This window comes from Cronobacter sp. JZ38 (assembly GCF_008932145.1).
GTDB classification, from domain to species: domain Bacteria; phylum Pseudomonadota; class Gammaproteobacteria; order Enterobacterales; family Enterobacteriaceae; genus Cronobacter; species Cronobacter muytjensii.
On record NZ_CP017662.1, the window covers coordinates 2,430,422 to 2,454,038 of the forward strand.

Here is a 23,617-nt window from a genome sequence, read left to right on the forward strand (position 1 = left end):
CATTACCATGAAATAAAATAGTCATTACAGGATTATCCGATGAAACCGTTAAAACCGTCAATCGCGCCGGCAATCATGCAGCTTGCACCCGGCTTCAGGGCCATCAGTATTCACGTGATTGCCGCACCGCTGGTTGACAGTGATGCAGGGAGAAGGGCGCTGGAGGCGGCCTGCCGCCACGTTCAACACGATGATTTTCCGTGGGCGCAGGCGCATCTTGACGCGTGGGACGCCGTGTTTCAGGCCTTTGGCGCTAAACCCAAACGCACGCCGTGCTCGGCGCAGGCGCTGCGCAAACGCGTCGCGCGCGATGGCAGCATGCCGTCTCTCGATCCTGTCGTCGACCTCTATAACGCGATAAGTATCAAATACGCCGTACCCGTTGGCGGTGAAAACGTTGCGGCGTACCAGGGGGAACCGCGCCTGGTGATGGCCGTCGGCACGGAAGCTTTCGATACCGTTAAAGCAGGCGAGACAGTAAACGAATCGCCGGAGCCGGGCGAACCGGTATGGCGCGATGACGCAGGCGTAACATGTCGGCGCTGGAACTGGCGGCAGGGCGTGCGTACCCGCCTGGATTCGCACGCGCAGGCGATGTGGTTTATTCTGGAATGCTTGCCGCCGATGCCGGAGGACGCCGCCAGTGCCGCAGCCCGGGAGCTTATCGACGGGTTAACCGCGATGATGCCGGGCGCGCAGATAGTTATGGAAACGCTTGCGCCTGGCTGAGTTTATGCAGGAGATAACAATGGCCGCACGATTAATCACGCTTGAGTCGTATAACCCGGCCTGGCCGGATCGTTTCAGTAAAGAAGCAAACTGGCTGCGCGCCTCGCTCGGCAAGGTTGTTGTGGCCGTTCATCATATTGGCAGTACGTCAGTACCGGGGCTTACAGCCAAACCGGTTATCGACATCCTGCTTGAGGTGGCTGATATAGCCGCGCTCGATGCATGCGCTGATACCATGCAGGCGCTGGGCTACACGCCGCGCGGCGAATACGGTATACCGGGCAGGCGTTACTTTGTGAAAGGCGACGCCGCACGCACGCATCATATTCATGCTTTCCGTACCGGCAGCGCGCACATTACGCGCCACCTGGCGTTTCGCGATTATCTGCGCGCCCATGAGGAAATCGCGCGGGAATATGAAGCGCTGAAACTGGCCGCCGCCCGCGACAGCGGGTATCAGTCTGTTCTCTACAGCGCGCTGAAAAACGAATTTATTGCAACGCATGAGCGGCAGGCGCTGGCGCAGTGATAAGCGTTAAGCGCGGAGGATCTGATGACAAGCGACAGCCTTGAAGCGCGGGTTTATACGCTCGTAAGAAAGCATCACGGTTTTTACCTCTTCGGGAAACCTGAACTGACAGAACAGACCGATCTGGATGTCGACCTGCAGCTGGACGATGACGACGCGCTGGAGCTGATGGAGGATTTCTTCACGACGTTTCGCGTGGCGCGCGGGAATTTCTCCATAACCACATACTATCCGCCCGATCCGCCGCTGAGCGTCATGCTCAATCCATTTCGTAAAAACGAGATCCCGCAGGTGCCGTTTTTTACTGTCGGCATGCTTATCGAGTCTGCCAGGGCTGGGCGGTGGTTGTATGACTGATAATAATTCTGTTCACACAAAGCCAAAAGGTCGGTTATGGATTCAGTCAGTCAGCATAAGAGCTATCGTTCAGCAAACGAGAGCGCGCTCGCGACCTGGGCGGTAAACGCAGGAACAGGCAAACGAGAGAAAACCATTTCAGATAAAGGTGTCCTAACGAAAGCAATGAGCGCAGAGACGCTGTCAGCGACCAGGGCGATGACGACCGATAAACGCTGGATTCAGCCACGAATCACCTCGGTGCGCATAATGTATATTATGTTAAATTACATTTTAATCCGGAACCCGGCCATCCGACGCTGTTCGCCTGTCCCCATTCTGACCTGCCCTGCATGCCTGATGCGTAACCCCCGCATCGCGTTAACGTAATGCCGTTGCGCTACGCGAAATCTGCACGGCTGAGCCTCACGCTTTTTCTCAGAATTCACGTAGCGCACCGTTTTTTCTCGCCAGTAAGCGGCGCCCGGCGTATCACTCCCGTCGCGCCGCCGTTCCTGCTGATCCAGCGGTTAATCGCAACCGGCTTTAGCGTGGCTGAGATCCGCGCCTTTCCCGTCTGCATGCTGTTGATTGAAGGCGCATCATTCTGTCCGGAAACCCAGGCCGTACAGTATCAGCGTCTGAAAGCTATTGAAGAACAGATAATCGAGCTCGAGCAGCGTAAAGCGCGCCTGCTGGCAGCGCTGCGCCAGAATAACGACACCGGCGCGTTAAAATAACCTCATAGTTGCTGGCGTTAAATAAATGGCGCGCAAAAGCTAATCACAAATAAATGTAATCACAATGCGTTATTTTCCCCACGAAAAATATTTGGTTATCCTCGCAACTGACATTTAAGCGGTCACATTTGAATACTCTATTCAGAAAAATCGCAGTCTGGCGAAACATTATTTTTCATATACGTCAATAAGTGTAAAGCATGAGAAAGCGCTGGCGATAAAACGCTTTTTTAGTAAAAATCCCGGCACCGAAACAGTAAACCTTCTTGTCAGTGAGTCGATATGGAATTCCGCGCCACCGCTTTTTTTGCCCTACTCTTTTGTACTTATCTGACAGGATGCGCAACCAAAGCCCCAAAACCTGAAGCTGTCGCCCCGTATCCTGCGGCCACTGCCAACAGCCAGCGCCCCGATTTGATCCCGGTTATCGCGGCATTGCATGATCAGATGAATACCTGGCACAACACGCCCTATGAATGGGGCGGCACAGAGCGCGACGGCATCGACTGCTCTGGTTTTGTCTGGCGTACCTTACACGACCGCTTTAATCTGCCGATGGCGCGCGTCACCACCCATGAATTAATTCAGATGGGCAAAGGGGTCGATAAAAATAAACTGCGGCCTGGCGATCTGGTATTTTTCCGTATTAAGGGCGCGCTGCATGTGGGCTTCTATGATTCTGACCGGCAGTTTATTCACGCCTCCACCAGTAAAGGCGTAACCCGCTCGTCTTTAGATAATCCTTACTGGAAAACCGTTTATTTAGAAGCGCGTCGGCTGCCGGATAATATCAGTTCGGTGGTCACGCTGAATCACAATACAACGCCGGATCTCGCCAGTAACCGCTCCTGATTTACGCCTCGTCGTAAAATACCGCCAGCCAGACGGTTGGCGCGGTGGCGTCGGTCCACTCCACGCGGTGTTTACGCCGCGCCGGGATATTCAGGCAGTCGCCGGGGTGTAGCGTAACTTCCTCGCCGTCTTCAAAGCGCAGCGCGGCGCGGCCTGCGATAAGCGCCAGCCATTCGCCCTGCGCCTGGCAGTACCAGAAACCGGGCGGGCTCGCCTGGCCGGTTGAGACGATACGCTCCACCCGCAGCGCCGGGCGTTCTATCAGGGTTTCGAACGTCTCTGCCTCGCGCCGCTGCGCGGCATCGGGGAAATTGAGTAGTAAATTCATCACCGCCTCGCTGTTTTACACACCTTTACCTCGCTGGTAATTTTAGCCGCAGTGTAAAGAATCCGCCGCGCGCCTGCGTCTTGTCGAATTAACTGTTTGAAAATAAACGACTTCATTTATTTGCCTGAACAGGCTACGTAAATCTGCTTAAAGCCTTTGGCGCGCCTGCACGCCCCGCCCTCGCCCGCCCGCTGCGCATGGACGCGCCAGCAGGTAAGATGCGAACACACCTGCGTTTATATAAAGGAAAACATCATGAACAGATTCGCGCTCGCGGCGCTGGTCGGCGCCACGTTTATCCTGGCGGCCTGCGACGACGCGGCCAAAGAGGAACTCAACAGCCATGTGAAAGAGGCGCAAACACAGGCGGAAGCACTGAAAGCGCAGGCCAGCGCCAGCGCCGCCGGGCTGAGAGATTCAGCGCAAAACCAGTGGGATGAGGCCAAAGAAAAAGCGAGCAGTGCGGCGCAAACGACCGTCTCCGATCTCCTGCCGGGCGACGCCACAGCACAGCTTGACGCCGCTAAAGAGAAAGCGGCGTCGCTGTCAGAGCTGAAAGTGTCTGATTTCCTGCCAGGCAATGAGGAAGAGGAACAGACCCAGGACGAGCAGACGCAGGAAGAGAAATAACCGGCGTCAGGTAAAAATCCACAGCCAGTCGTAGAGTTTTTGCAGGCCGCGCCCGGTTTTGCGCGCCGCGCCCTCCAGCCAGAGCCGAAAACCGTTTTTCTCACGCGGTGGCGCGCAGTGAACGCCTTTATGCGCCAGCGCGCGCCAGGCGGCGGCGCGCACCGCAAACACAAAGTCGTTTTTCATTATCCACGTCAGCAGCGTGACGCTTTCGGGCGCTGGCGCGTCACGCAGTTCATCGATTAACGCCAGCCGTACCCGGAAATCCGTTTTATCACGCGCGCGCTTTTCCGCGTCCGGGTAATCCATCGCCTGCTCTCCTGTCACTTTACGCCGGGAGCTTAGCGAATCGCCGCCGTAATGAACAGCGGCGCGACGTCATACGGCTGTCGGGTTATCGTCGCCGCCCTTATCGCTCATCTCATTGAGTACGATCTCTTTGGCGGGCGCCTCGTCGAGTTTACCGGCGTAATCCTCAGCCACATCCGGCAGGCTGGTAAACTGCCCGTCAAGGAACAGAAATTCCAGATGCCCTGCGATATCGTCCAGCACCGCAGCGGCGCTTTTTAGCCCTTCGCCGTGCTCGTCATTGCCATCAAGACGCCAGGCGAAGGTGCCGTTCTCATCGGTGGCCTCGCCAAGATCGATAATCCGGCCATCAATATTTTGCGCCAGCACACGGCCTTCGCAGAGAAAGAGAAAATAAGGCATCGCGTCGCGTTGAACAGATTCCGGCATCGTTAACTCCTTGCTGTTGAATGAAAGAGAAGTATAGCAGGCGGCGGTACGTTGCTTCGGGGAGGGAGAAAAGGCCGCACGGGGCGGCCTTTAGGGTTACTGCGCGGCGCTCACGCGCCAGATGGCGTTACCGGCGTCATCGGCAATCAGCAGCGCGCCGTTTTTATCCTGCGCGACGCCGACCGGCAGCCCACGCACCTGCTTCTGATCGTCCGTCAGAAAGCCAGTGACGACCGGCTGCGGCATGCCCACCGGTTTGCCGTTTTCAAATTTCACCCATACGACCTGATAACCGTTGAGCGGCGAGCGGTTCCAGCTACCGTGCTCGCTGATGAACGCGCCGCCGCGATACTGCGGCATATTCTCGCCCGTATAGAAATGCAGACCGAGCGGTGCGACATGCGAGCCAAGCGCATAGTCAGGCTTGATGGCTTTCTCTACCAGATCCGGGCGCGGCGGTTTGGCGCGCTCATCCACGTGCTGGCCAAAATAGCTGTACGGCCAGCCGTAAAAGCCCTTCTCCTGCACTGAGGTCATGTAATCGGGCACCAGGTCGGAGCCGATCTCATCGCGCTCATTGACGATAGCCCACAGCTTGCCGCTCTGCGGCTCCCACTGCAGGCCAGTCGGGTTACGCAGGCCGCTTGCGTAGATACGGCTCGCGCCGGTAGCGGCGTCCACCTCCAGCACCGCCGCGCGGCGGTATTCCGCGCCGATGCCGTTTTCTGTCACGTTACTGTTCGAACCCACGCCCACGTAGAGCTTGCTGCCGTCCGGGCTTGCCAGCAGCGCTTTCGTCCAGTGATGGTTAATCGGCCCGCCGGGCAGTTCGGTCACCTCTTCGCCCGGCGTGCGGATCTCGGTTTGCCCTTCCTGGTACGGGAATTTTACCAGGCTGTCGGCGTTCGCCACCCACAGCGTATTGCCGGTAAGCTGGATGCCGAACGGCGCGTTGAGATTTTCGATGAAGGTATGTTTTTCCCATTTGCCGTTAACGTTACGCAGCAGAGTAATGCGGTTACCGCCAGGACCGCCCTTGCCGGACGCCTTCTGTACGATGCCCATAATCAGCTGCTTGGGACGGGTGGTGGGCTTCGGCGTGCCGTTGGATTCCGCCACCAGAATATCGTTATTCGGCAGCACATAGACCTGACGCGGATGCATCAGCCCGTCGGCGATTTTTTCAATTTTCAGGCCCTGCGCCACTGTGGGCATTTCGCCCTCTTTCCACGCGACGCCTTCCGGCACCTGCATCGGCGGCAGCAGGAAATTTTTCGCCTCCGGCAGTTCCGGGTTCGGCCCGACCTGTTTTTGCGGGTCGAGCGTGGCGCTGTTATCACAGCCGGCGAGTAAAACGCCCAGCGAAACGGCAAGCGCGAGTCGATGAATGTTGTTCATGCGGGCTTCTCCTTAAGCAGTGCGTTGGCGTAACGCGAGTTGAACATTGGCGAGCAGCATCAGCGCCACGACCAGCGTAGAGAGAATGACGCCCGCAGGCACCACGGCGTAAGCATCACGACTGTGAATAAAGGCGTTAACGATCGCCAGCACAATCGCGACCAGGTTCAGCCAGAAATGCAGCCGCTGCGCCGGGCCGTGCAGATGGCGACGCCCAGGCCAGATCTGCCCGAGGCTTATCAGTCGCGGGATAATGGCGACCACCAGCCCGATGGCGATGAGCCAGCTGGCGGCGTGCGTCCACATCAGCACAAAACTTTTCATGTAGATGATGTCGAAAATCCACGCGGCTACGAAAAAGCCTAAGGGAATGGGGTTGAGCAGTTCATACAGCGCCACGGCAACTGCCGGGGATCGTGAGGTCGTGTGAGGGTGCATCTCCGTCTCCTGAAGTCATCCAGAACCAACGACGTCAGCGCACAGGCGCCGCACGTCGGCGTGCCTGTAAAAGCGTAGTCAAGATGCGCGAGAATGACGGGATAATCGGAACAACGTTTTAGCTTGCGAGCGTGACGGCGGCGCCGGGCGGGCCGCCAGACGTGAAAAAATCAGATTAAGGTGTCGCCCCACTTCACGGCTTCATGCGTCATATCGATGATATCGCGCTGGGTGAGATTAAGTTCTTTCGCCACGACCACCACCTGCGGCCAGTCGGCGCGCTCGAACGCCTCGCACAGACGAACCAGCGTTCCTGGAATGCCTTCGCGGTTGAGAAGCGCTTTCTTGACCTCTTTAGAGACGTAAATCTGCTCCAGCAGCGTCTCCATCGGGATATCCATAATCGCGTCGAGGCGTGAGAACAGCCCGGCGATAAACGCGTCATCCTCACTGACGCCGCCTATCCGGTGCGCCGCCAGCTCGCAAAAGCGTCCGTACACCAGACTCACGTTATAAAGCTCGCTCACTGACGGATCGCTGATATGGGTGACAGCGAGGATAGTAATAAACCTTTTCAGCTCATAGAGCCCGAGAAACGCAAAAATGCTGCGAAACGGCAGCGATTCGGCGTTGGCGTGGTAGTTATGCTGATATTTGATGTTATTCACATAGCGCATCAGCTTATAAGTCAGCGCGACATCCCGGCTGATGAGCGTTTCTATCTTGGCGATATCCGGGCGGGCGGCATTGACCTCGCGAATCAACTCAAGAATAAAGACTTTTTGTTCAGGAAGCTTTTTGGTTTTGATAAGTTCCGGCTTGCTGTAGAAATAGCCCTGGAAAAGATGAAAGCCGAGTTTCTGATACTGCTCCAGCTCTTCGCGGCGCTCAACTTTTTCAGCCAGCAGTTTGCAGCGCAGGTTGGGATGATTTTTCAAAAACGCTTTGATCTGATTAACGCTTGTCGACTGAATATCAAACTTGATGACGCTGATATAGGGCAGAAACCGGCTCCATTCGCTCTCCAGCGTAAAATCGTCCAGCGCAAAGCAGTAGCCCCGCTCATACATGTCGCGCACGGTTGTAAACAGCGCGTTATCCGGCGTGCTGTCTTCCAGGATTTCAATCACTACTTTGTGGCGGGGCAGCGACAGCGCCAGCCCGTTGACGATCATCTCATACGGGAAATTGATAAACGACGTATGGTTGCCGGAAAGACGCTGTAACGGCGTTACCAGAAAATGATCGGCGAGCAGCTGGCTGGTGGCGAACTCGGCGGAGACTTTCGGGAAGGCATTCGTCAGTCCGTCCCGGTAGAGCAGCTCATAGGCCACCGTGTTCAGCGACGCATCAAAGATAGGCTGTCGCGCTATGAAGGAATACATTTCAACCTCCGGTTTCATTTTCGACGTCCATTACAGCGTTTCGCTGCTTGTTCGACCGGCACTTAAACATTCCTGAATTACCCTTCCGGCACTCCGCCGGCAGACCAGAAAGCACAGCGGAAGCGCCCGATCCCCTTCTCCCGCCCCGTACGCCATCAAAGGCGCAGCTTTATAAGACGTTTATCGGCGTGCGGCAGGCTTTCTTGAGCATATATCCACGCGCCGTTATTTCGCGCGCGTCGCCGGTAACAGGAGCGCCACCAGCGCCAGGACGCCAAAAATACCCAGCGCCGTGACTGCGCCGACGCTATCAAGCAGTGCGCCAAACAGCGCGGAGCCCGCCATCTGGCCAATCGCCAGCAGCAGAAACACCGCGCCAAGCCCGGCAGCCGGGAACTCGCCCGCCGCCTCCACGCCGCTCACCAGCAACACGCCGGAGAGCGTGATATACGCAAACCCATACAGCGCCGCCACGCCCCAGCACAGCCACGGCTGCGTATAAGAGAGCGCCAGCAGGCCGAAGGCGAGCAGCGTAAGGATTTGCATCAGCCGGTGAGCCGTATTAATCCCGACGCGTCCGATCAGTGCGCCGGTAAGAACCCCGAAGCATCCCGCCGCGCCGGTCACCAGCCACAGCAGCGTGATGTCGCGCGCGGCTTTATCGGCAAGTGAGGCAAACATCAGCGGCCCGAAAGACCAGTACGCGGCGCTAACGATCCCGCTTAACAGCGCGACGATCAGCGGCGGGCGCAGCGCGGGCTGTCGGACTGCCGCAAGCTGGCGCTGCAACGAGACGCGCTCGCCGGTGGCGCCCGCTGGCATAGCGCGCATCGCCATCAGCGTCGGGACAACCGCTACAGCCGCAAACAGCAGCCAGATATCGCGCCACTGGCCCGGCATCAGCAGTACGGCAAGCGCGGAGACGATAATTCCCCCGCCGGTACCGGCATTGATAACCGTATTGACGCCGGGGCGCTGCGGCGGCGCGACATTCCGGTTCACCGCTTCGGCCATAGGCGGCGACACCAGGCCGGAACTGACGCCGCCGCAGATCACTCCCACCAGCAGCCAGAGCGGGCCGGGCGACCGCGCCAGGATAAGCAACCCGACAATGGCGAAGAGACCCGCCAGCAGCGACGGTAAGCGGGGGCCGGTGCGGGCGGTACAGAGAGAGGCGACGACGCTCGCCACGCCATACGCCGCGAACGACGCCGCCGACAGCACGCCGACGAGCGTTGAAGACATCGGGATATCCCGGATGACGGCGGGCAACTGCAATCCCCAGGAGAAACGCGCCAGGCCATAGGCGGCGGCAATCAGCGAAAACCCGCTCAGGGCGAGAAATTTATGTCCGGACAGCAAAGCGACCTCAGTTCAGTCAATCCCGTCACTGAGTGTAGCCGCCAATCGGCAACCTTAACGCATCGCGCGGGCAAGTTCGTCGCCGCAGGTTTGCGGGGCGGCGGCGAGCGCGGCGCGCGTTGCCCCGTTCATTCCCTGCCAGGTTTTGATCACTTCACGGCCAAGCGAGGCGTTATAGTGCCTTTTTTGCAGGGCGTAATCGTTGTTGCTGCCCTCAATGGCATTTTCCATGCGGGCGGGCCATGTGGCCGGGTCGTCGGCATGGATGGCACAAAAGACCGCAGCGTAATACGCCTTATCTTCAGTGCTGTAATGTGGCGCCAGCCACGCGTACGCCATCGCCGCGACGGCGAAAAGGAAAAGAACAACGCGCCAGGTGAAAAATTTCATAAGTTGTTTCTGATAAGCCAGTAAATAGCGCGGCAGAACCGCAACAAACGGACAGTATAACGCCCTTCCTTAAACCGCGGCTCTACGGTGTAACGCGGCGGCCGGTTTTCAACTGCTACACTAAAACCAGAGATAACCGGAGGGTGCATGAAATTAGGTTTCGCGTGTAAGTTTTTAGATTCAGGGCTAAAGCAGGAGTTTCCGTTTAAATCGACGACCCGCACCCGTTTTTTAAGCCTCAGCCATGAGCAACGGCTGGCGCTCTTATATCAGCTCTCTGAGACCAATCTCAGGAATCTGTATTCTACATTTGAGCAGCTCGCACAGTTACCGCCTGCATTGCGCATGATGCGCATCGGCAGCGATTTACTTCCTCTCTATACGGTGCCCGAGGCAGGACCTGTCTATCAGGAATTTTTGGGCGATCTCGCGCCGCTGTTTACCCGCTGCGGCGAATATGCGCGCGAACAGGATATCCGCCTCTCCTTTCATCCCGGCCAGTATTCGGTGTTAGCGTCAGATAATCCTGATGTGGTCGATCGCGCTATTGAGGATGTGGAATATCACGCCACCTGTGCGGTGATGATGGGCTACGGGCAGCGTTTTCAGGATTTCAAAATCAATATTCACATGAATGGCAAGCGCGGCGTCGAAGGCTTTCGCGACGCGTTTAACCGCTTAAGCCCGCAGGCGCAGAAGATGTTAACCGTGGAGAACGATGAAATCTCCTGCTCGCTGGATGATGTATTACAGGCCCAGGGGCTGTGCCCCATCGTGCTGGATATTCATCACTACTGGGTAAAAGAGAATGCGTTTATTACGCCGGACGATCCACGTATCGAACAGATAAAAGCCTCCTGGCGCGGCGTGCGCCCGGTGCTGCATTATTCTATCTCTCAGGAAGGGCTTATCCCGGAACAGGGATACCCGGAGCAGTCGCAGTTGGGCATTCCCAAAACCAAACTGCGCGCGCATTCCGATTATTATTTCAACAGCACGCTGAACGACTGGGCGCTGTCTTTTACCGATTTCGACATCATGTGCGAAGTGAAGATGAAAAATATCGCCCGCGACCGACTCTACGATTATGCGCTACTGAAAGGCGTGATGAAGGTAGCGTGATTTTTGCGTGCGCCATATCGGTGGGTGCGCCGTTTTGGGTACAGCGATGTAGGGCGGGTAAGCTTGCGCACCCGCCGGGTTAACACAATGGTGGGTGCGCAAGCTGACCCACCCTACCAATCCGTTACGAATAATCGATATCAAGAAGTTCGTAATCGCCAGGATCGACTTCTTTTTTTAATTTCTTAAACGGATTGCCGCAATCTAAAACAAAAAGCTTATTAACCTTTCGATTAGCTAACAGTGCAGCGGGGTTAGTTATTTTCTTGCTATTAATAATTTCCACTTCTTTAATATTCGGTATTTTATCAAAAATGCTACAATCAATTTCGCATTTTGCGCTGTTGATGAAAATAGCTTCCAGATTGCTTAAGCCTTCGAGTGAATGTAGATCTATGGTTTTATCTACGCCGATAAAACTTAGCCCGGTCGCGTTTCTTACAGCGTCTGAATTTATTTCATCATGGGTGATGCAATCTATACTGATAAATTCGAAACTTTTATTATTATCGATCAGCGTTACAAGTTTCCCATTTTTTGCAGAATCGTAAGAGAGGAATGATAAATTCAACATCTGAAAGTCACTAACGCAAGTGAAAGCAGCGCAGGATTCTGATCCAAAATCATTTTGCAAAGTTAACGCTTCTAATGCAGTCGATTCAGCAAGCGCCCTCCATGCAATAGGAGCGGAATAACTACTTGTTTCATAATGAACTAACATTAAACTTTTAAGTCCGACGGGAAGATCTCCCGGCTCCATATTTACCATTAACTCAAGTGGCATTTGCAGAAACGTTAGCTTAGCTAAGCCTGCCAGCCACTGAGGAGGCCTACCCTTCAGCGATTTCACATTTTTGTCGGTCAGTTCCAGTCGAAGAGAGACGACATCATCATCAAATTCTGGAGCCTTAGACCAGGGTATAATTTTTGCGCCATCCTCAGCAAAATGCTGGCAGGCGGTTTTATTTCCCATGCAATAATATCTATTATCTTTATCGGGTAAATAATGATACGTGATAGCACCAAGTTTAGTCTGTTGCATTTTACTCCCTCGCACTAACTTTTTTTACAAGTTGTTCGTCTACTTGATGAACGAATTTTATTTTCAGAAATTAACGACAATGCGTAAGATCTTTTTCGCTTAGCCTGTATCCTCGAACCCTTATCATTAAGCATGTTATTTATACCTACAGTTTTTACTTCCTTATCGAACTCACGCTGTTCAAAATAGCGCAGAATATTATTTCTTTCGCTTTCTGTAAGCGAATCATCAAGGTGAACACGAATGTATTGAACCTTGACATCTGGTTGAGAAAGCAATCTTTGCGCCTTGGCATGTTCCGGGCTCGATACGCGAGAAAGCATCCCCTGTTGCTTAATACCTGCCGAGCCTACATATGACTTTCCGCCTGCATGGATGATATAAACACCGGGCTCATCGGGTAGAGTTGACGGACCGCGAATCAGACCCAAAGGGTCAATCCACATCAATGGATTAGGAGCGTAGCGATACGGGTTTCCCCCACCCAGCATCCCTATCGGGTCCTGGCTGATATAGGCGGCTATCGCCGGATCATAGTAACGGTAGCGGTTGTAATGTAAACCCGTTTCCGGGTCGAAATACTGCCCCTGGAAGCGCAGCGGGTTATCGATGCGGCTGGCAAAAACCTGGCCTTTTTCGCCCCACGCACCGGTGCGCTCCGCCCAGACGATCTCCCCGCAGACCGACGTCAGGCGGACCGGCGCGCCGTTCGGATCGCAGTGGTAGTGCCAGCTCTCCCGCAGAGATCCCTCCTGCGTCAGTAGCGCCAGCGGGCGGAAAGTGCCGGGGTAATAGATGTATTCACGCATCCGATGAAAAAGCGCCGCCTGGGCCTGCTCGCGTTTGATGCGCCCGCCGGTGTCGAAGAGGCTTAAGGGCGCAAGCGACGCCGCTGCGCGAGTGACCGTTTCGCCCGCCAGCGCGTCGCCCTGCCAGTAGAACCAGCGCGTCTCGTCTGGCGTCTGCTTGAAGACGCGGCGTCCGAGCGCGTCATAACCGTAGCGCACCTGATGCTCGCCCTTGCGCACCGCAATCAGCTGGCGGTTCTCATCCCAGAGGAAATCCTCTTTCGCCTCGCCGGTGTGCAGGTTACGGCGCTGGCGCAGTTCGCCCGCCCGGTCGAAGACGTAACGCACGCCCTCGTGAACGCCTTCGCGAAACCAGCCGCCCGGCGAATCATCAACCGCCTGAACGCACGTGTGCAGATGATTGCCCGCGGCGTCGTGTACAAACTGGCGCAGCGCGCCGTCGGGCTCGCTGTGCGCGACGAGACGCCCCACCGGATCGTAACGGTAGCGGTCATCGCCCCACTGACTGTCCTGCCGCCGCGTCATATTCCCGGCGCGGTCGTAGGCGTAACCGCTCGCAAACAGAGGCATATCGCCCTGCGTCACTTCTTGTGTTGTCAGCCGGCCCTGCGCGTCATACGCCATCGCGCGCCGCAGGGTCGGCGAAAGCTGTTCGCTTGCAAGCCTGCCCGTCTCGTCATAACGCAGCGCCACGGGCGCGTCGTCGTTAAGCTGCACGCCAATGAGCCGGTCGTCGTCGTCCCACGTATAGCCCACGCGGTGCCCGGCGTCGCTCTCGCGCAGTACCGGCAGGCCACGCGCGTTATAGGCATAGCGAAGCTGAAAACCGTCCTGATCTTCACACAGCACGCGGCCTGCGCGGTCGTAGCGCCAGGCGAGCCGCCGCCACGGGTTTTCGCACAGCGTCAGGCGGCCGCCGTCGTCGTAGTGGTAACGGGCGGTGAGCGTGTCGCCGCTGCGCCGTTCCCGCAGGCGGTCAGAGGCGTCGTAGCCGTAGCGCACCTCGCGCCCCAGCGGGTCGAGGCGGCGTATCAGCCGGTCGCCTTTATCCCATTCGTAGCGTGTCGCCTGGCCCCAGTAGTCGGTTTCCGTCACCACGCGGCCCAGCGCGTCGCGGGCCAGCGCCCAGCGTTCGCCGTTCTGGTTGATAACGGCCAGCAGGCGGTCTTCCGGATCATATTCATAACCCGTCTGCGTGCCGTCTGGCGTGTGGCAGGCCGTCACCATGCCGGTGGCGTTATAGATAAAGCGCGTCTCGCGGCCCGCCTCATCGGTGTAGCGCACCGGTTCGTCTTCGCGGTTGTACCCGATGCGGATCTCCTGCCCCTCCGGCGTCTGCATCGCGGCCAGCCGGTCTTTCATATCCCAGAAGTAACGGGTGACGCCGCCGCTCGCGTCGCGTTTCTCCAGCAGATTACCGCGCACCGAATGGCGCAGCCGCGTTTCGCCCGCGCCTGCCTGCGCAATAAGCGTCAGAAAGCCGTAGCGATCGTAGTCATAACGCGTTACCGGGCGGCCAGGCACGTCCGCCTCGCGCAACTGGCCGAGCGTATCGTACACGTAATGCGCAGACATGCCCGTCGGGTCGCACCCCGCGATGAGGTTGCCCGCCGCGTCATAGTCCGATGTCCACTGCGCGCCGCTCTCGTCCGTGACGCACAGCGGCTGGCCGAAATCGTTAAACGTGGCGCGCACCACGCCGCCGCCCGGCAGATGCTCCGCCGTCATCCGGCCGTGCGCGTCATACTCCCAGCGGTGCTGGCTGCCGTCAGGCTCCGTCACTTCCACCGTGCGGCCTGCATCGTCATAGCGAAAAACCGTGTTACCGCCGAGCGGATCAATCTCGGACACCGGCAGGCCGTTGTCATCAAAGGTGATGCGCGAGAGGTGGCCGAGCGAATCGGTGACCGCGACTTCGTTAAGCAGCGTGTGGTACTCGAACCGGTAATCCCAGACGTTGCCGTCGCCCCAGGCGTGCACCACGCGCCAGGCGTCATCGAAGGCGTAATGAAACCCCTGCCCGTTGCGATCGACGTGGCTGACCATGCGCCGCTGCTGGTAGCGAAAGCGCCGCGGGTGCGAGAGCGCGTCGATTTCCGCAACCAGCTGGCCCGTCTCGTCATATTCATAGCGGGTGAGCGGCGTCACGTCGCCATCCGATGCATTACGCAGCCGCAACGCCTGCAAGCGGCCCTGCTCGCAGGTCACGAGGATCTCGCGCCCCGTCGGGCCTTCGGCGCTGAATTCACGCAGGCGCGTCAGCACGCCCGCGTCACGTTCAAACTGCCAGCGGTTGTGGTTGCGGTCGGCGACGGCATCAACGCACAGCCGCCCGTCGCGCCCGGTAAACTGCCAGCACAGCGCGCTCTCCTGCTCCACCTGCCAGCAGGGCTCGCCGTCGCGCAGCTCATACCAGAGGCGGCTGCCGTCCGGCAGACCAGACACCGCGTGCTCGCGCCCGGGCGCAGGCGGCAGCCCGACGAACAGCGTCACGCCTTCCGGCTCGGTGAGCAGCGCCACGCCGTCGTCGCGCATGATCTCAAGCGTGGTATCGGCAGGCGTCAGCCAGCCGAAGCCGCACAGCCCCTCCTCGTTAATATCCGCCGAGGAGTAAAAACGTCCCCAGTCGAGCGGCAGCCGCCCCGGCAGCAGGAAGTCGCGCTGCTCAAGATGGACGCTACCGTCGCGAATATCGACCGGCTCGGCGCGCAGCACCCGGCATTTAAGAAACCCGGGCGCCATATTGCGGAACAGTTTCTGGCGAAATTTCGTAAACCGGCGCATAAAGAGCCGCCACTGGGGCGTCTTTTTCAGCTTTTTCACGCCTTTGCCGAGGCCGCTTAAGCCCGCGCGCATCAGCAGCGCCATCAGGTTGACGGTCGGCGGCCCGCCGACGATGACGTTATTGGGCAGCGCCAGGTTGAACGTGAGCGGCAACGTCAGCGACGGCAGCTTCGGTTTGGCGGCGCGCTTTGGCCGAAACGGCGGCACCATGCCCACGACGTTGCAGCTCAGCACCGGCATCCCGATACGCGAAAACGGCTCGCCGTCCACCGACACGGTTTTGCTGCCCATAAAGAGTTCATCTTCGAGCTGCGGGCCGCCCGGCAGGCGCAGCGGCGGCACCCAGGCTCCGCCGGTGGGAATATGAATCGCGATGCCTCCGGTGCCCGCGCTGGCGCGCCGGATGCCGTTCACATGCACCGTGGTGCCGATAAACGGCAGGTAGTCGAACACGTCGAACACCAGGCCGATATGCGGCGTCGGCAGCGGCCACGGGTAGAGGTGGATATCCAGGCCAAGCTGTGGGTCGAAATGGGCGCCGGAGTGCATCGCGTTACCGTCAGAATAAGGCGCGAAGCAGCGCGCGCAGGAAGGTGCGGATCTCTGTGGCAAGCTCACTGTCAGAGACGCTTAAAAACAGCATGGCGAGAAGGATCGCCACGACAATCACGATGGCTTTGGTTTTGAAATGGCTGTTGCGACGTTTCATACGTTGTTGCTTCCTGCAGGTTCAGATAACGGGGCCGCGGGCGCGCTCGCGCTCCAGGCGGGAAGGGAGCGCCATTCGCCCGGCGGGGCGTCGAACGGGTGCGCGACATCCGGCAGGCCGTTCCAGTGCGGGTGTAACAGGTCGCGGGCGAGTCGCACCGTCTGGCGAAAGCTCTCATCGCCCTGCGCGATTAACGCTTCGCGCTGCTGGCGCAGCGCCAGAAACGCGGCTTCAAGGCCCAACTGCAACCGCCGGTCGGCCTGCTTAACGGCGGGGGCCGTGGGCGGGTTCAGGGTGCTGACGGCGGTTTCCGCCTCCAGGAGCAGCCGCTGGCTCTCCTGCTGAAAACGCGCGGCGGCAACCTCCAGCGCCTCGCTGCGGCGTTTATCCTGCATACGCAGCAGGTCGGCGAAGACCAGCGGCAGCGTGGTCTGTGCGCGTTCTTCCTGCGCGATGGCCTTTGCCGCGCGAACCGCCGCCGCGTAATCTTCCATCGCCACGGTGCGGTGCCCCGCCTGCCAGAGCGCGAACCCGGCCATGCGACAGCCTTCAAGCTCAAAGAGCGGATGCGGGATCTCGCGCGCAAGCGCGGCGGCGCGGCGGTAGTGCTTCGCCGCCTCGGTGTAATTTTTATCGGCAAACCAGGCGCCTGCCTCGCCAAAGGCGCCCTGCACCGCGAGCTGGCCGCGCACCGGCACATCGGCGACGCGCGCCGCCACCGACTGCGCCTGTTGGTAGTGCGCCACGGCCTGCGCCGTGTTTTTCGCCTTCAGCCACGCCCCGGCGACCAGGTGATGCAGTAACGCCTCCTGATCCGCCCAGCCGCGCCGCTGCGCGATCGGCATGGCGAGCGCCGCCCGGCTCGCGACCTGCGCGGCGCTGCCCTTTTCGAGCAGCAGCATGGCGTCGGCGAGATAGCGGCGAAACAGCAGACGATCGCTGTCCGGATCGGTCTGCTGGCGCGCGGTCTGCTGCATCACCTGCATCGCGTCGGGCGTGTCAGTGAGCAACAAAACCTGCGGCGGGTGCGCGTCGACCAGCGGCTGCCAGAGCGGTTGTTCGGTGGTGTCCGTCAGCAGCAGGCGCACGCGCGCTGCCGGGGCGGCGAGCCACTGCGCGAGCCAGCGGTTGTACGCCGCGATGTCGCTGACCGCAGCCGGTTTCAGGATGACAATTAGCGTCGTGAAATCTTCCTCGTGCGCGCGCGCGAAACTCTCCAGCATGGCGCGCAGCGCGCCGGCGCTGAAACACGGCAGAAAGGCCTCGCCCGTCCAGGGGCGCGCATCGGGCGTCGCCTCCACGCTTTCCAGAAAATCATTCGCCAGCGCCTGGCTGTAGCCATAGCCAGTCTCAAACGGCGTATCAAGCGTAAGAAAAAGATCGGCGAGGCTTCGGCCTTCCGGGTGCTGTTGCAGCGCGAAAAAACCGTTCAGCACACATTCACCGCTCGCGGGCACGCGCCAGACGATAACCCTGGCCGCGCTGTTTTCGGTGCGGTCAAGCCAGTGCATTTCCAGTTCTCTGATGGCGTTTTCGGTCGGGTTTTTCGCACTCATCCGGGCATCCTGTCAGGCGTTAAGCTCGATTTTCTTGCCGTTGACCATGACGCCTGCGGCATTGATGGTGATACTGGCGCCGCCAGCGGTTATCTCGATACTGCCGTTGCTGATAAGGATCCCGCTCTCGCCGACGTTAATCTGAAACGTGGTGGTGGCACTGTCGGCGACGCTGCCCTCGGTAAAGCGGGTGTCGCCGCCGGTAATGGTCAGCGTGCGCCCCGCGCCAACAGAAACCACCTGTTTCTGGCTTACCACGTGGTTTTCATTGCGGCTCACCGTGACATCCCGATGGCCGGAAACGTTCAGCGTCTGGTTGCCGGTAACGGCGACGGTGCGGTTCTGCTGTACCTGCACGTTTTCATTACCGTTGACGGTACGGGTGCGATCCTGATTGACCGTCAGCGTCTGGTTGCCATCAACGGTACCAGTCTGGTTGCTTTTCACGGTCGCCGTGTGGTTGCCGGTGATGGTTTCGTCGCGATTCTGCTCAACGCTCAGGGTCTCATTGCCCTTCACCGTTTCGGTACGGTGCTGGTTTACCGTCGTGGTTTCGCTGCCCTGAATGGTTTTGGTGCGATCCTGGCCCACCGTGACCGTTTCGTTACCGTCTACGGTGCGGGTGCGGTTCTGCTTAATGTGGCTGGTTTCGTCTTTGCCGACGGTTTTGGTGCGGTTGCTGCCCACCGAGTGGGTTTCATCCTGCTCCACCTCGGTATCCATATTGCGCTCCGCATGCAGCCAGAACTGCTCCTCGCCGGGTTTATCCTCAAAACGCAGGGCGTTGGCGTTATCCGGCGAGCCGTCTTTCGAGCGGCTCATAAAGCCCATCTGCGTGGCGGCGGCGGGCAACGCCCACGGCGGCATCCGCGCCTCGTTATAGACGCGCCCGATGATAATCGGCCGGTCGGGCTCGCCGTTGATAAAATCGACCACCACTTCATCGCCCACGCGCGGGATCTGAATGCCGCCGAAGCCCTGGCCTGCCCAGGCGCTGGAGACGCGTACCCAGCAGGAGCTGTTCTCATCGCCCTGGCTCATGCGATCCCAGTGGAATTTCACCTTCACACGGCCATAGCGATCCGTCCAGATAGACTCGCCCTTCGGCCCCACAACGCGGGCGGTTTGCGGGCCATAAGTGCGCGGCCACGGCGTGACGGGCGCGGGGCGAAAAGGCGTCTGCGCCGGGATCACCGTAAAATCGATCCGCTGGCGGCCTTCGCCGGTGCCGCCGGAGGTGTAAGGGTTCTCTTCGAAGTCATACTGCGCGCTGACAACCAGCCAGTCGGCGTTATCAGCGACGTGCGGCGCTTTAATCAGCCGGAAGGTGTGCCCCGGCGCGATACCGCTGGCGGTGCCGGAGCCGCGCGTCTGCTGCTGTTGCGCCTGCCACGCCTGCTGGCGAATGCGGGCGTAAGCTTCGCCGTCGCCATGCTCCACGAAACGCCCCGGCCAGTCGTAGACGTCGATTTTACCCGGGGTTGGCGACACCGGGTTTTGCAGGGTTTGCAGCATCCAGGCGTGCGGTTTGCGAAAGTCGTAATCGTCGGTGCTGTAAAGACCGGGCGTGACCACATGGCTTGCGGTGAGCTGGCTTATGCCCTCTTCTTCAACCACCCCGCCGCCGCTGGTGGCGTGCCAGGGAATCACGTCGTAGCCCGGGAACGGCGACGCGCTGGTGTAGTCATCCATCAGCACCAGGGTGTGCCCGTCTTTATCATGGCGGAAGAGATAGCTGATACCTTCCAGCTCCAGCAGGCGGCTCACAAACTCAAAGCTGCTTTCGACGTACTGCACGCAGTAATCCCACTGGCGGTAGCTGCGGGTGAGTTTGTCTTCGAGTTTGACGTCGTGTTCGGAAAAGAGCGTTTTAACGATATCCGGCACGCGCTGCTGCTGGAAAATACGAAAGTTACGATCGCGCATCATCGGCCAGAAATCGGGCTCCAGCGTCAGCTGATACACGGCGTAGCGCTTGCTGTCGAGCTCTTCGCTGCGCACCGTCACGGCGGTAATTTTACCGGACAGGTAGCGCGGTTCAGGCGTCTGGGTGGGGATGGTCACGCTCATCGGCTGGCCCAATAGCCGCTGCCTGTCGAGCGTGAAGTCATCGCTTAACAGATCGAGCGTAAAGCGAAAGGGCGCGCCGAGGCTTTCTTCGCCCCTCAGCGCCCAGAATAACAGCGAGTCGGGCGCGGATGGTGAGGAAACGCGAATTCGGTTAACCATGCGTACTCCCGTTAAAGGTTGCCATCAGAATGTCCGCATTACAAAACCCGGTGAATCGCATGGCTATATCCCCGTAATGGCACGACCACACGCGTTATATTTTGCAGGCGCGAAATTACATAGCCGGCAGGCGTGAAATAATCGATATCGGGTGATGATGATGCGGTCATATTATCGGCAACCGGAAAGTCGTTAAGTGGGAATAATCCCATTTGGCGCGGCCTGAGCGCAAAGCGAGAGCCGCGTCACAGGGCGCTGGCGCGCCCGTTGCCGGAAAATAATGAAACCCGTAACGCGGGCGATTAATTCATTTTGGATTTATCTCACTCTCCGGGGAAATATATTCCCCGGCTTATTTAATCTTAAGTGAAATATCACAACCGTAATGCGGCGTCGGGAAATATAAGCCTGATTAATTGGCGCAGCGTTAATGATTCGCCGTCATGGCCTCAAACTGCGTGGGCGGCAGTAGCGCGAAAGAGTGTTTCATCTCCCGGGTTTCGGCGCCCGGCGTACGGCCAAACAGACGGCGGAACTCGCGATTAAACTGCGACGGGCTTTCATAACCGACGCGCACGGCCGCCGTGGCGGCGCTGAGGTTGTCACGGATCATCATGAGCCGCGCCTGATGCAGCCGCACCGCTTTGATGTACTGCACCGGCGAGTTACTGGTGACCGCTTTGAAATGCGCGTGAAAGGCGGGCGCGCTCATGCCCGCTTCAGCGGCGAGCGTCGCGACATCGAGACGCGCTGCATAGTCGACGTGAATGCGTTGCAACACGCGGGCGATGCGGCTGAATTTACCGACGCTCGCCAGCGCCGCGCGAATGGCGCCGCCCTGCTCGCCAATCAGCACCCGGTAGTAGAGCTCTTTGACAATTGCCGGGCCGAGGATCTGCGCCTCCTGCGGGTGGCTCAGTGCGCGCATCAGGCGCAGCGTGGTGTCGGCCAGCGGTTCGTCGAGCGGCGTGGAGAGGATCCCCTCCGGCGGCGTGGCGCGCGCCCCCTGCCTGCCATCAAGCGTCAGTACCAGTTCGGCGATAACGGTCATATCGAGCCGTACCGCGACGGCCAGCAGCGGCTCCTCGGGAGTGGCGTCGGTTTCGGTGGAGAATGGCAGCGGCACTGACAGCACCAGATAGTGGCTGGCATTGTAGGTATAGACGTTATCGGCAAGGTATCCGCGTTTGCAGCCCTGGCAGACAATCACGATGCACGGCTCGTACAGCACCGGCGTGCGCGGCAGCGCGCGATCCGAGCGCATAAAGCGCACGGTATCAAGCAGCGAGCGGGTGTAGCCCTCCTGCGGGGCGAGTTTTGCCAGGAGCGCTATCGTCTCACGCTGGCTCTGCGTCATCGTCATCACGGTCTCTCCTCATAATTTCCTGCAAGGATTGTGGCACGTTGTGCGTAAAGCTTCACCAGGGTGAATAGGATCAGGCAATACACCGAGAGGAATGGCGCTGTCGGGAGGCCGTTGGCGGGCGTAGGCTTTATGCATATGGCGCCGGCAAGCCCGCCGGGCCTTCAAACGACGGAGTAAGCACCATGACGATGACCGAAGAACGCAAAGTTATCCTGCTCACCGGCGCCAGCAGCGGTATCGGCGAAGCCACGGCGCGCCTTTTAGCGGCCCAGGGCTACCGTTTACTGATTGGCGCGCGCCGCACCGACCGCCTGGCGGCGCTGTGCGACGAACTGCGCTTTAACGGCGCGCAGATTGACTATGCCGCGCTGGACGTGACATCACTCGACAGCATGCAGGCGTTTGTGCGCACTGCGCTGGAGAAATATGGCCAGGTGGACGCGTTTATCAATAACGCGGGCGTGATGCCGCTCTCGCCGCTCGCCTCGCTGAAGGTGGATGAATGGAACCAGATGCTGGATGTAAACGTGCGCGGCGTGCTGCACGGCATCGCCGCCGTGCTGCCGGTGATGCAGGCGCGCAACCGCGGGCAGATTATTAATATCGCCTCGATTGGGGCGTACCGCGTCTCACCTACCGCCGCAGTCTACTGCGCCACTAAATATGCTGTGCGCGCCATTACCGATGGGCTGCGTCAGGAAAATGACACGCTTCGCGTGACGTTAATCAGCCCCGGCGTGGTGGAATCGGAGCTCGCGACCCATATCACCGATGAGACCGCACGCGCGGCGATGGACGATTTTCGCCGCATCGCCCTGCCGGCGGACGCGATTGCCCGTGCTATCGCCTACGCCATCGAACAGCCGGATAACGTCGATGTCAGTGAGATCGTCGTGCGCCCGACCGCCAGCCCGCATTAATCGCTCACCGCCAGGGTTCGCCCTGGCGTTTTATCGCTCTGGTGGCGCGCGTCGCCACAGACTTTCCCTCTTTGCGCTTTTTTACAGGCCATTTACCCGCACCGACACCTGCATCCTGCGTGTCAGCTATAGTCAGCAACAGCTGATAAACCGTTAAGGAGAAACTGCCTGTGTCTTTACGCCTTTCCAGCGCGGCGCTGCTCTGCGCCCTCGCCGCTCCCGCTTTTGCCGCCACCCCCGCTTACGGCCCGGAACTTGAGGGCTTTGATTACGGCTGGCCGGTGGCGCGTTTTCAGTTTGAATCCCAGCGCCAGCCGATGCAGATGGCTTATATCGATGTGAAACCTGCCGCCCCGAATGGCCGCACGGTGGTGCTGATGCATGGCAAAAATTTCTGCGCCGGCACCTGGGATACGACGCTTCGCACGTTACGTGACGCCGGGTATCGGGTTATCGCGCCGGATCAGATTGGCTTTTGCAAATCCACCAAGCCTGCGCGCTACCAGTACAGCTTCCAGCAGCTGGCGCAGAATACGCATGCGCTGCTTGAAAAACTCGGCGTGAAGAAGGCGACGCTCATTGGCCATTCCACCGGCGGCATGCTGGCGACGCGCTATGCGCTGATGTACCCGAATGAAACAGAACAACTGGTGATGATTAACCCTATCGGGCTTGAGGACTGGAAAGCGAAAGGCGTGCCGTCGCAGTCGGTGGACGCGTGGTATCAGCGCGAGCTGAAAACCAGCGCCGCGGGGATCCGCAAATATGAACAGAACACCTATTACGCCGGAGAGTGGAAACCGGAGTATGACCGCTGGGTGAATATGCTGGCCGGCATGTATCAGGGCGAAGGCAAAGCGCGCGTCGCGTGGAACTCCGCGCTGCTCTACGACATGATTTATACCCAGCCCGTGGTGTATGAATTCGGCCAGCTGAAGATGCCGACGCTGCTGCTTATCGGCAATAAAGACACCACGGCGCCGGGCAAAGACGCGGCGCCGCCGGAGGTGCAAAAAACGCTCGGCGACTATCCGACGCTTGGCAAAGCGGCCGCCCGCGCCATTGCGCACGCGACGCTCGTCACCTTTGACGACCTCGGCCACGCCCCGCAAATCCAGGCGCCGGAGCGGCTCCATAAAGCGCTGCTCGACGGCCTGCGCGCGGTAGAGTAAACGGCGCAGTCCCCGCCGCCCGCCCCCACGGCGGGCGTTTTCCTTCGGATAAT

General features: G+C 59.0%; 23 protein-coding genes. 9 read left to right on the forward strand and 14 right to left on the reverse strand.

Annotation, left to right across the window (positions count from 1 at the left end; genetic code table 11):
- Positions 1–39 precede the first annotated feature (39 nt).
- The 5 genes from BJP61_RS11525 (at position 40) to BJP61_RS11545 (ending at position 3,186) form a co-directional block, all read left to right on the forward strand.
- Positions 40–729, forward strand: coding sequence for a B3/4 domain-containing protein (locus tag BJP61_RS11525; RefSeq protein ID WP_171998368.1), 690 nt, complete (start codon positions 40–42; stop codon positions 727–729).
- Positions 730–748: 19 nt separating this feature from the next.
- Entirely contained in the window at positions 749–1,258 is a 510-nt protein-coding gene (locus BJP61_RS11530; protein ID WP_171998369.1) for a GrpB family protein, read from the forward strand.
- Between the two features lie 24 nt (positions 1,259–1,282).
- Positions 1,283–1,615, forward strand: a complete 333-nt coding sequence (locus BJP61_RS11535; RefSeq protein ID WP_161581706.1) for a DUF1493 family protein — start codon at positions 1,283–1,285, stop codon at positions 1,613–1,615.
- A gap of 368 nt (positions 1,616–1,983) precedes the next feature.
- The gene (locus tag BJP61_RS21725) at positions 1,984–2,334 is read left to right on the forward strand and encodes a hypothetical protein (protein WP_255485122.1); all 351 of its coding nucleotides are present in this window, start codon (positions 1,984–1,986) and stop codon (positions 2,332–2,334) included.
- 282 nt (positions 2,335–2,616) lie between these two features.
- The gene (locus BJP61_RS11545; RefSeq protein WP_171998370.1) at positions 2,617–3,186 is read left to right on the forward strand and encodes an NlpC/P60 family protein; all 570 of its coding nucleotides are present in this window, start codon (positions 2,617–2,619) and stop codon (positions 3,184–3,186) included.
- Position 3,187: 1 nt separating this feature from the next.
- On the opposite strand, the gene BJP61_RS11550 is transcribed toward BJP61_RS11545, so the two are convergent.
- Positions 3,188–3,514, reverse strand: coding sequence for a cupin domain-containing protein (locus BJP61_RS11550; protein WP_171998371.1), 327 nt, complete (start codon positions 3,512–3,514; stop codon positions 3,188–3,190).
- A gap of 255 nt (positions 3,515–3,769) precedes the next feature.
- Between BJP61_RS11550 and BJP61_RS11555 the strand changes: the two genes are divergently transcribed.
- Entirely contained in the window at positions 3,770–4,144 is a 375-nt protein-coding gene (locus BJP61_RS11555) for a hypothetical protein (RefSeq protein WP_171998372.1), read from the forward strand.
- Positions 4,145–4,150: 6 nt separating this feature from the next.
- Here the strand turns inward: BJP61_RS11555 and BJP61_RS11560 are convergent, their stop codons facing one another.
- From BJP61_RS11560 to BJP61_RS11590, 7 genes are all read right to left on the reverse strand, one after another.
- On the reverse strand, positions 4,151–4,453 hold the full coding sequence (locus BJP61_RS11560) for a hypothetical protein (RefSeq protein WP_171998373.1): 303 nt from the start codon (positions 4,451–4,453) through the stop codon (positions 4,151–4,153).
- Between the two features lie 69 nt (positions 4,454–4,522).
- Entirely contained in the window at positions 4,523–4,882 is a 360-nt protein-coding gene (locus BJP61_RS11565) for a hypothetical protein (protein ID WP_171998374.1), read from the reverse strand.
- 96 nt (positions 4,883–4,978) lie between these two features.
- Positions 4,979–6,280 carry a sorbosone dehydrogenase family protein gene (locus BJP61_RS11570; RefSeq protein WP_053531564.1) on the reverse strand — a complete coding sequence of 434 codons (1,302 nt, stop codon included), beginning with the start codon at positions 6,278–6,280 and terminating at the stop codon, positions 4,979–4,981.
- Between the two features lie 12 nt (positions 6,281–6,292).
- The gene (locus tag BJP61_RS11575; RefSeq protein WP_038862987.1) at positions 6,293–6,718 is read right to left on the reverse strand and encodes a DUF2231 domain-containing protein; all 426 of its coding nucleotides are present in this window, start codon (positions 6,716–6,718) and stop codon (positions 6,293–6,295) included.
- Between the two features lie 170 nt (positions 6,719–6,888).
- Positions 6,889–8,103 (reverse strand): EAL domain-containing protein, encoded by a 1,215-nt coding sequence (locus tag BJP61_RS11580; RefSeq protein ID WP_171998375.1) that lies wholly within the window; start codon positions 8,101–8,103, stop codon positions 6,889–6,891.
- A 225-nt stretch (positions 8,104–8,328) separates the two neighbouring features.
- A complete protein-coding gene (locus BJP61_RS11585; protein ID WP_171998376.1) occupies positions 8,329–9,465 on the reverse strand; it encodes a YbfB/YjiJ family MFS transporter in 1,137 nt (378 codons plus the stop codon).
- A 54-nt stretch (positions 9,466–9,519) separates the two neighbouring features.
- On the reverse strand, positions 9,520–9,855 hold the full coding sequence (locus tag BJP61_RS11590) for a hypothetical protein (protein WP_171998377.1): 336 nt from the start codon (positions 9,853–9,855) through the stop codon (positions 9,520–9,522).
- Between the two features lie 147 nt (positions 9,856–10,002).
- Between BJP61_RS11590 and uvsE the strand changes: the two genes are divergently transcribed.
- Complete coding sequence (gene uvsE, locus BJP61_RS11595; RefSeq protein ID WP_075193106.1) at positions 10,003–10,977, forward strand: UV DNA damage repair endonuclease UvsE; 975 nt, start codon at positions 10,003–10,005, stop codon at positions 10,975–10,977.
- Between the two features lie 124 nt (positions 10,978–11,101).
- On the opposite strand, the gene BJP61_RS11600 is transcribed toward uvsE, so the two are convergent.
- The 6 genes from BJP61_RS11600 to BJP61_RS11625 all read right to left on the reverse strand — a co-directional run bounded on the left by BJP61_RS11600 (position 11,102) and on the right by BJP61_RS11625 (position 21,469).
- Positions 11,102–12,019, reverse strand: a complete 918-nt coding sequence (locus BJP61_RS11600; RefSeq protein ID WP_171998378.1) for a hypothetical protein — start codon at positions 12,017–12,019, stop codon at positions 11,102–11,104.
- A 14-nt stretch (positions 12,020–12,033) separates the two neighbouring features.
- Entirely contained in the window at positions 12,034–16,161 is a 4,128-nt protein-coding gene (locus BJP61_RS11605; protein WP_171998379.1) for an RHS repeat-associated core domain-containing protein, read from the reverse strand.
- Between the two features lie 10 nt (positions 16,162–16,171).
- The gene (locus BJP61_RS11610; protein WP_165688852.1) at positions 16,172–16,321 is read right to left on the reverse strand and encodes a hypothetical protein; all 150 of its coding nucleotides are present in this window, start codon (positions 16,319–16,321) and stop codon (positions 16,172–16,174) included.
- On the reverse strand, positions 16,318–17,877 hold the full coding sequence (locus BJP61_RS11615) for a hypothetical protein (protein WP_171998380.1): 1,560 nt from the start codon (positions 17,875–17,877) through the stop codon (positions 16,318–16,320). Before BJP61_RS11615 ends, BJP61_RS11610 begins: the two co-directional genes overlap by 4 nt.
- Positions 17,878–17,889: 12 nt before the next feature.
- Positions 17,890–20,106, reverse strand: coding sequence for a type VI secretion system tip protein TssI/VgrG (gene tssI, locus BJP61_RS11620; protein WP_171998381.1), 2,217 nt, complete (start codon positions 20,104–20,106; stop codon positions 17,890–17,892).
- Positions 20,107–20,533: 427 nt separating this feature from the next.
- Entirely contained in the window at positions 20,534–21,469 is a 936-nt protein-coding gene (locus BJP61_RS11625) for an AraC family transcriptional regulator (protein WP_161579681.1), read from the reverse strand.
- A gap of 185 nt (positions 21,470–21,654) precedes the next feature.
- On the opposite strand from BJP61_RS11625, the gene BJP61_RS11630 reads away from it, so the two are divergent.
- Both BJP61_RS11630 and BJP61_RS11635 read left to right on the forward strand, forming a co-directional pair.
- Positions 21,655–22,392 (forward strand): SDR family oxidoreductase, encoded by a 738-nt coding sequence (locus BJP61_RS11630; RefSeq protein ID WP_075193100.1) that lies wholly within the window; start codon positions 21,655–21,657, stop codon positions 22,390–22,392.
- Between the two features lie 170 nt (positions 22,393–22,562).
- The gene (locus BJP61_RS11635) at positions 22,563–23,564 is read left to right on the forward strand and encodes an alpha/beta hydrolase (protein WP_038863002.1); all 1,002 of its coding nucleotides are present in this window, start codon (positions 22,563–22,565) and stop codon (positions 23,562–23,564) included.
- The last annotated feature ends 53 nt before the right edge of the window (positions 23,565–23,617 follow it).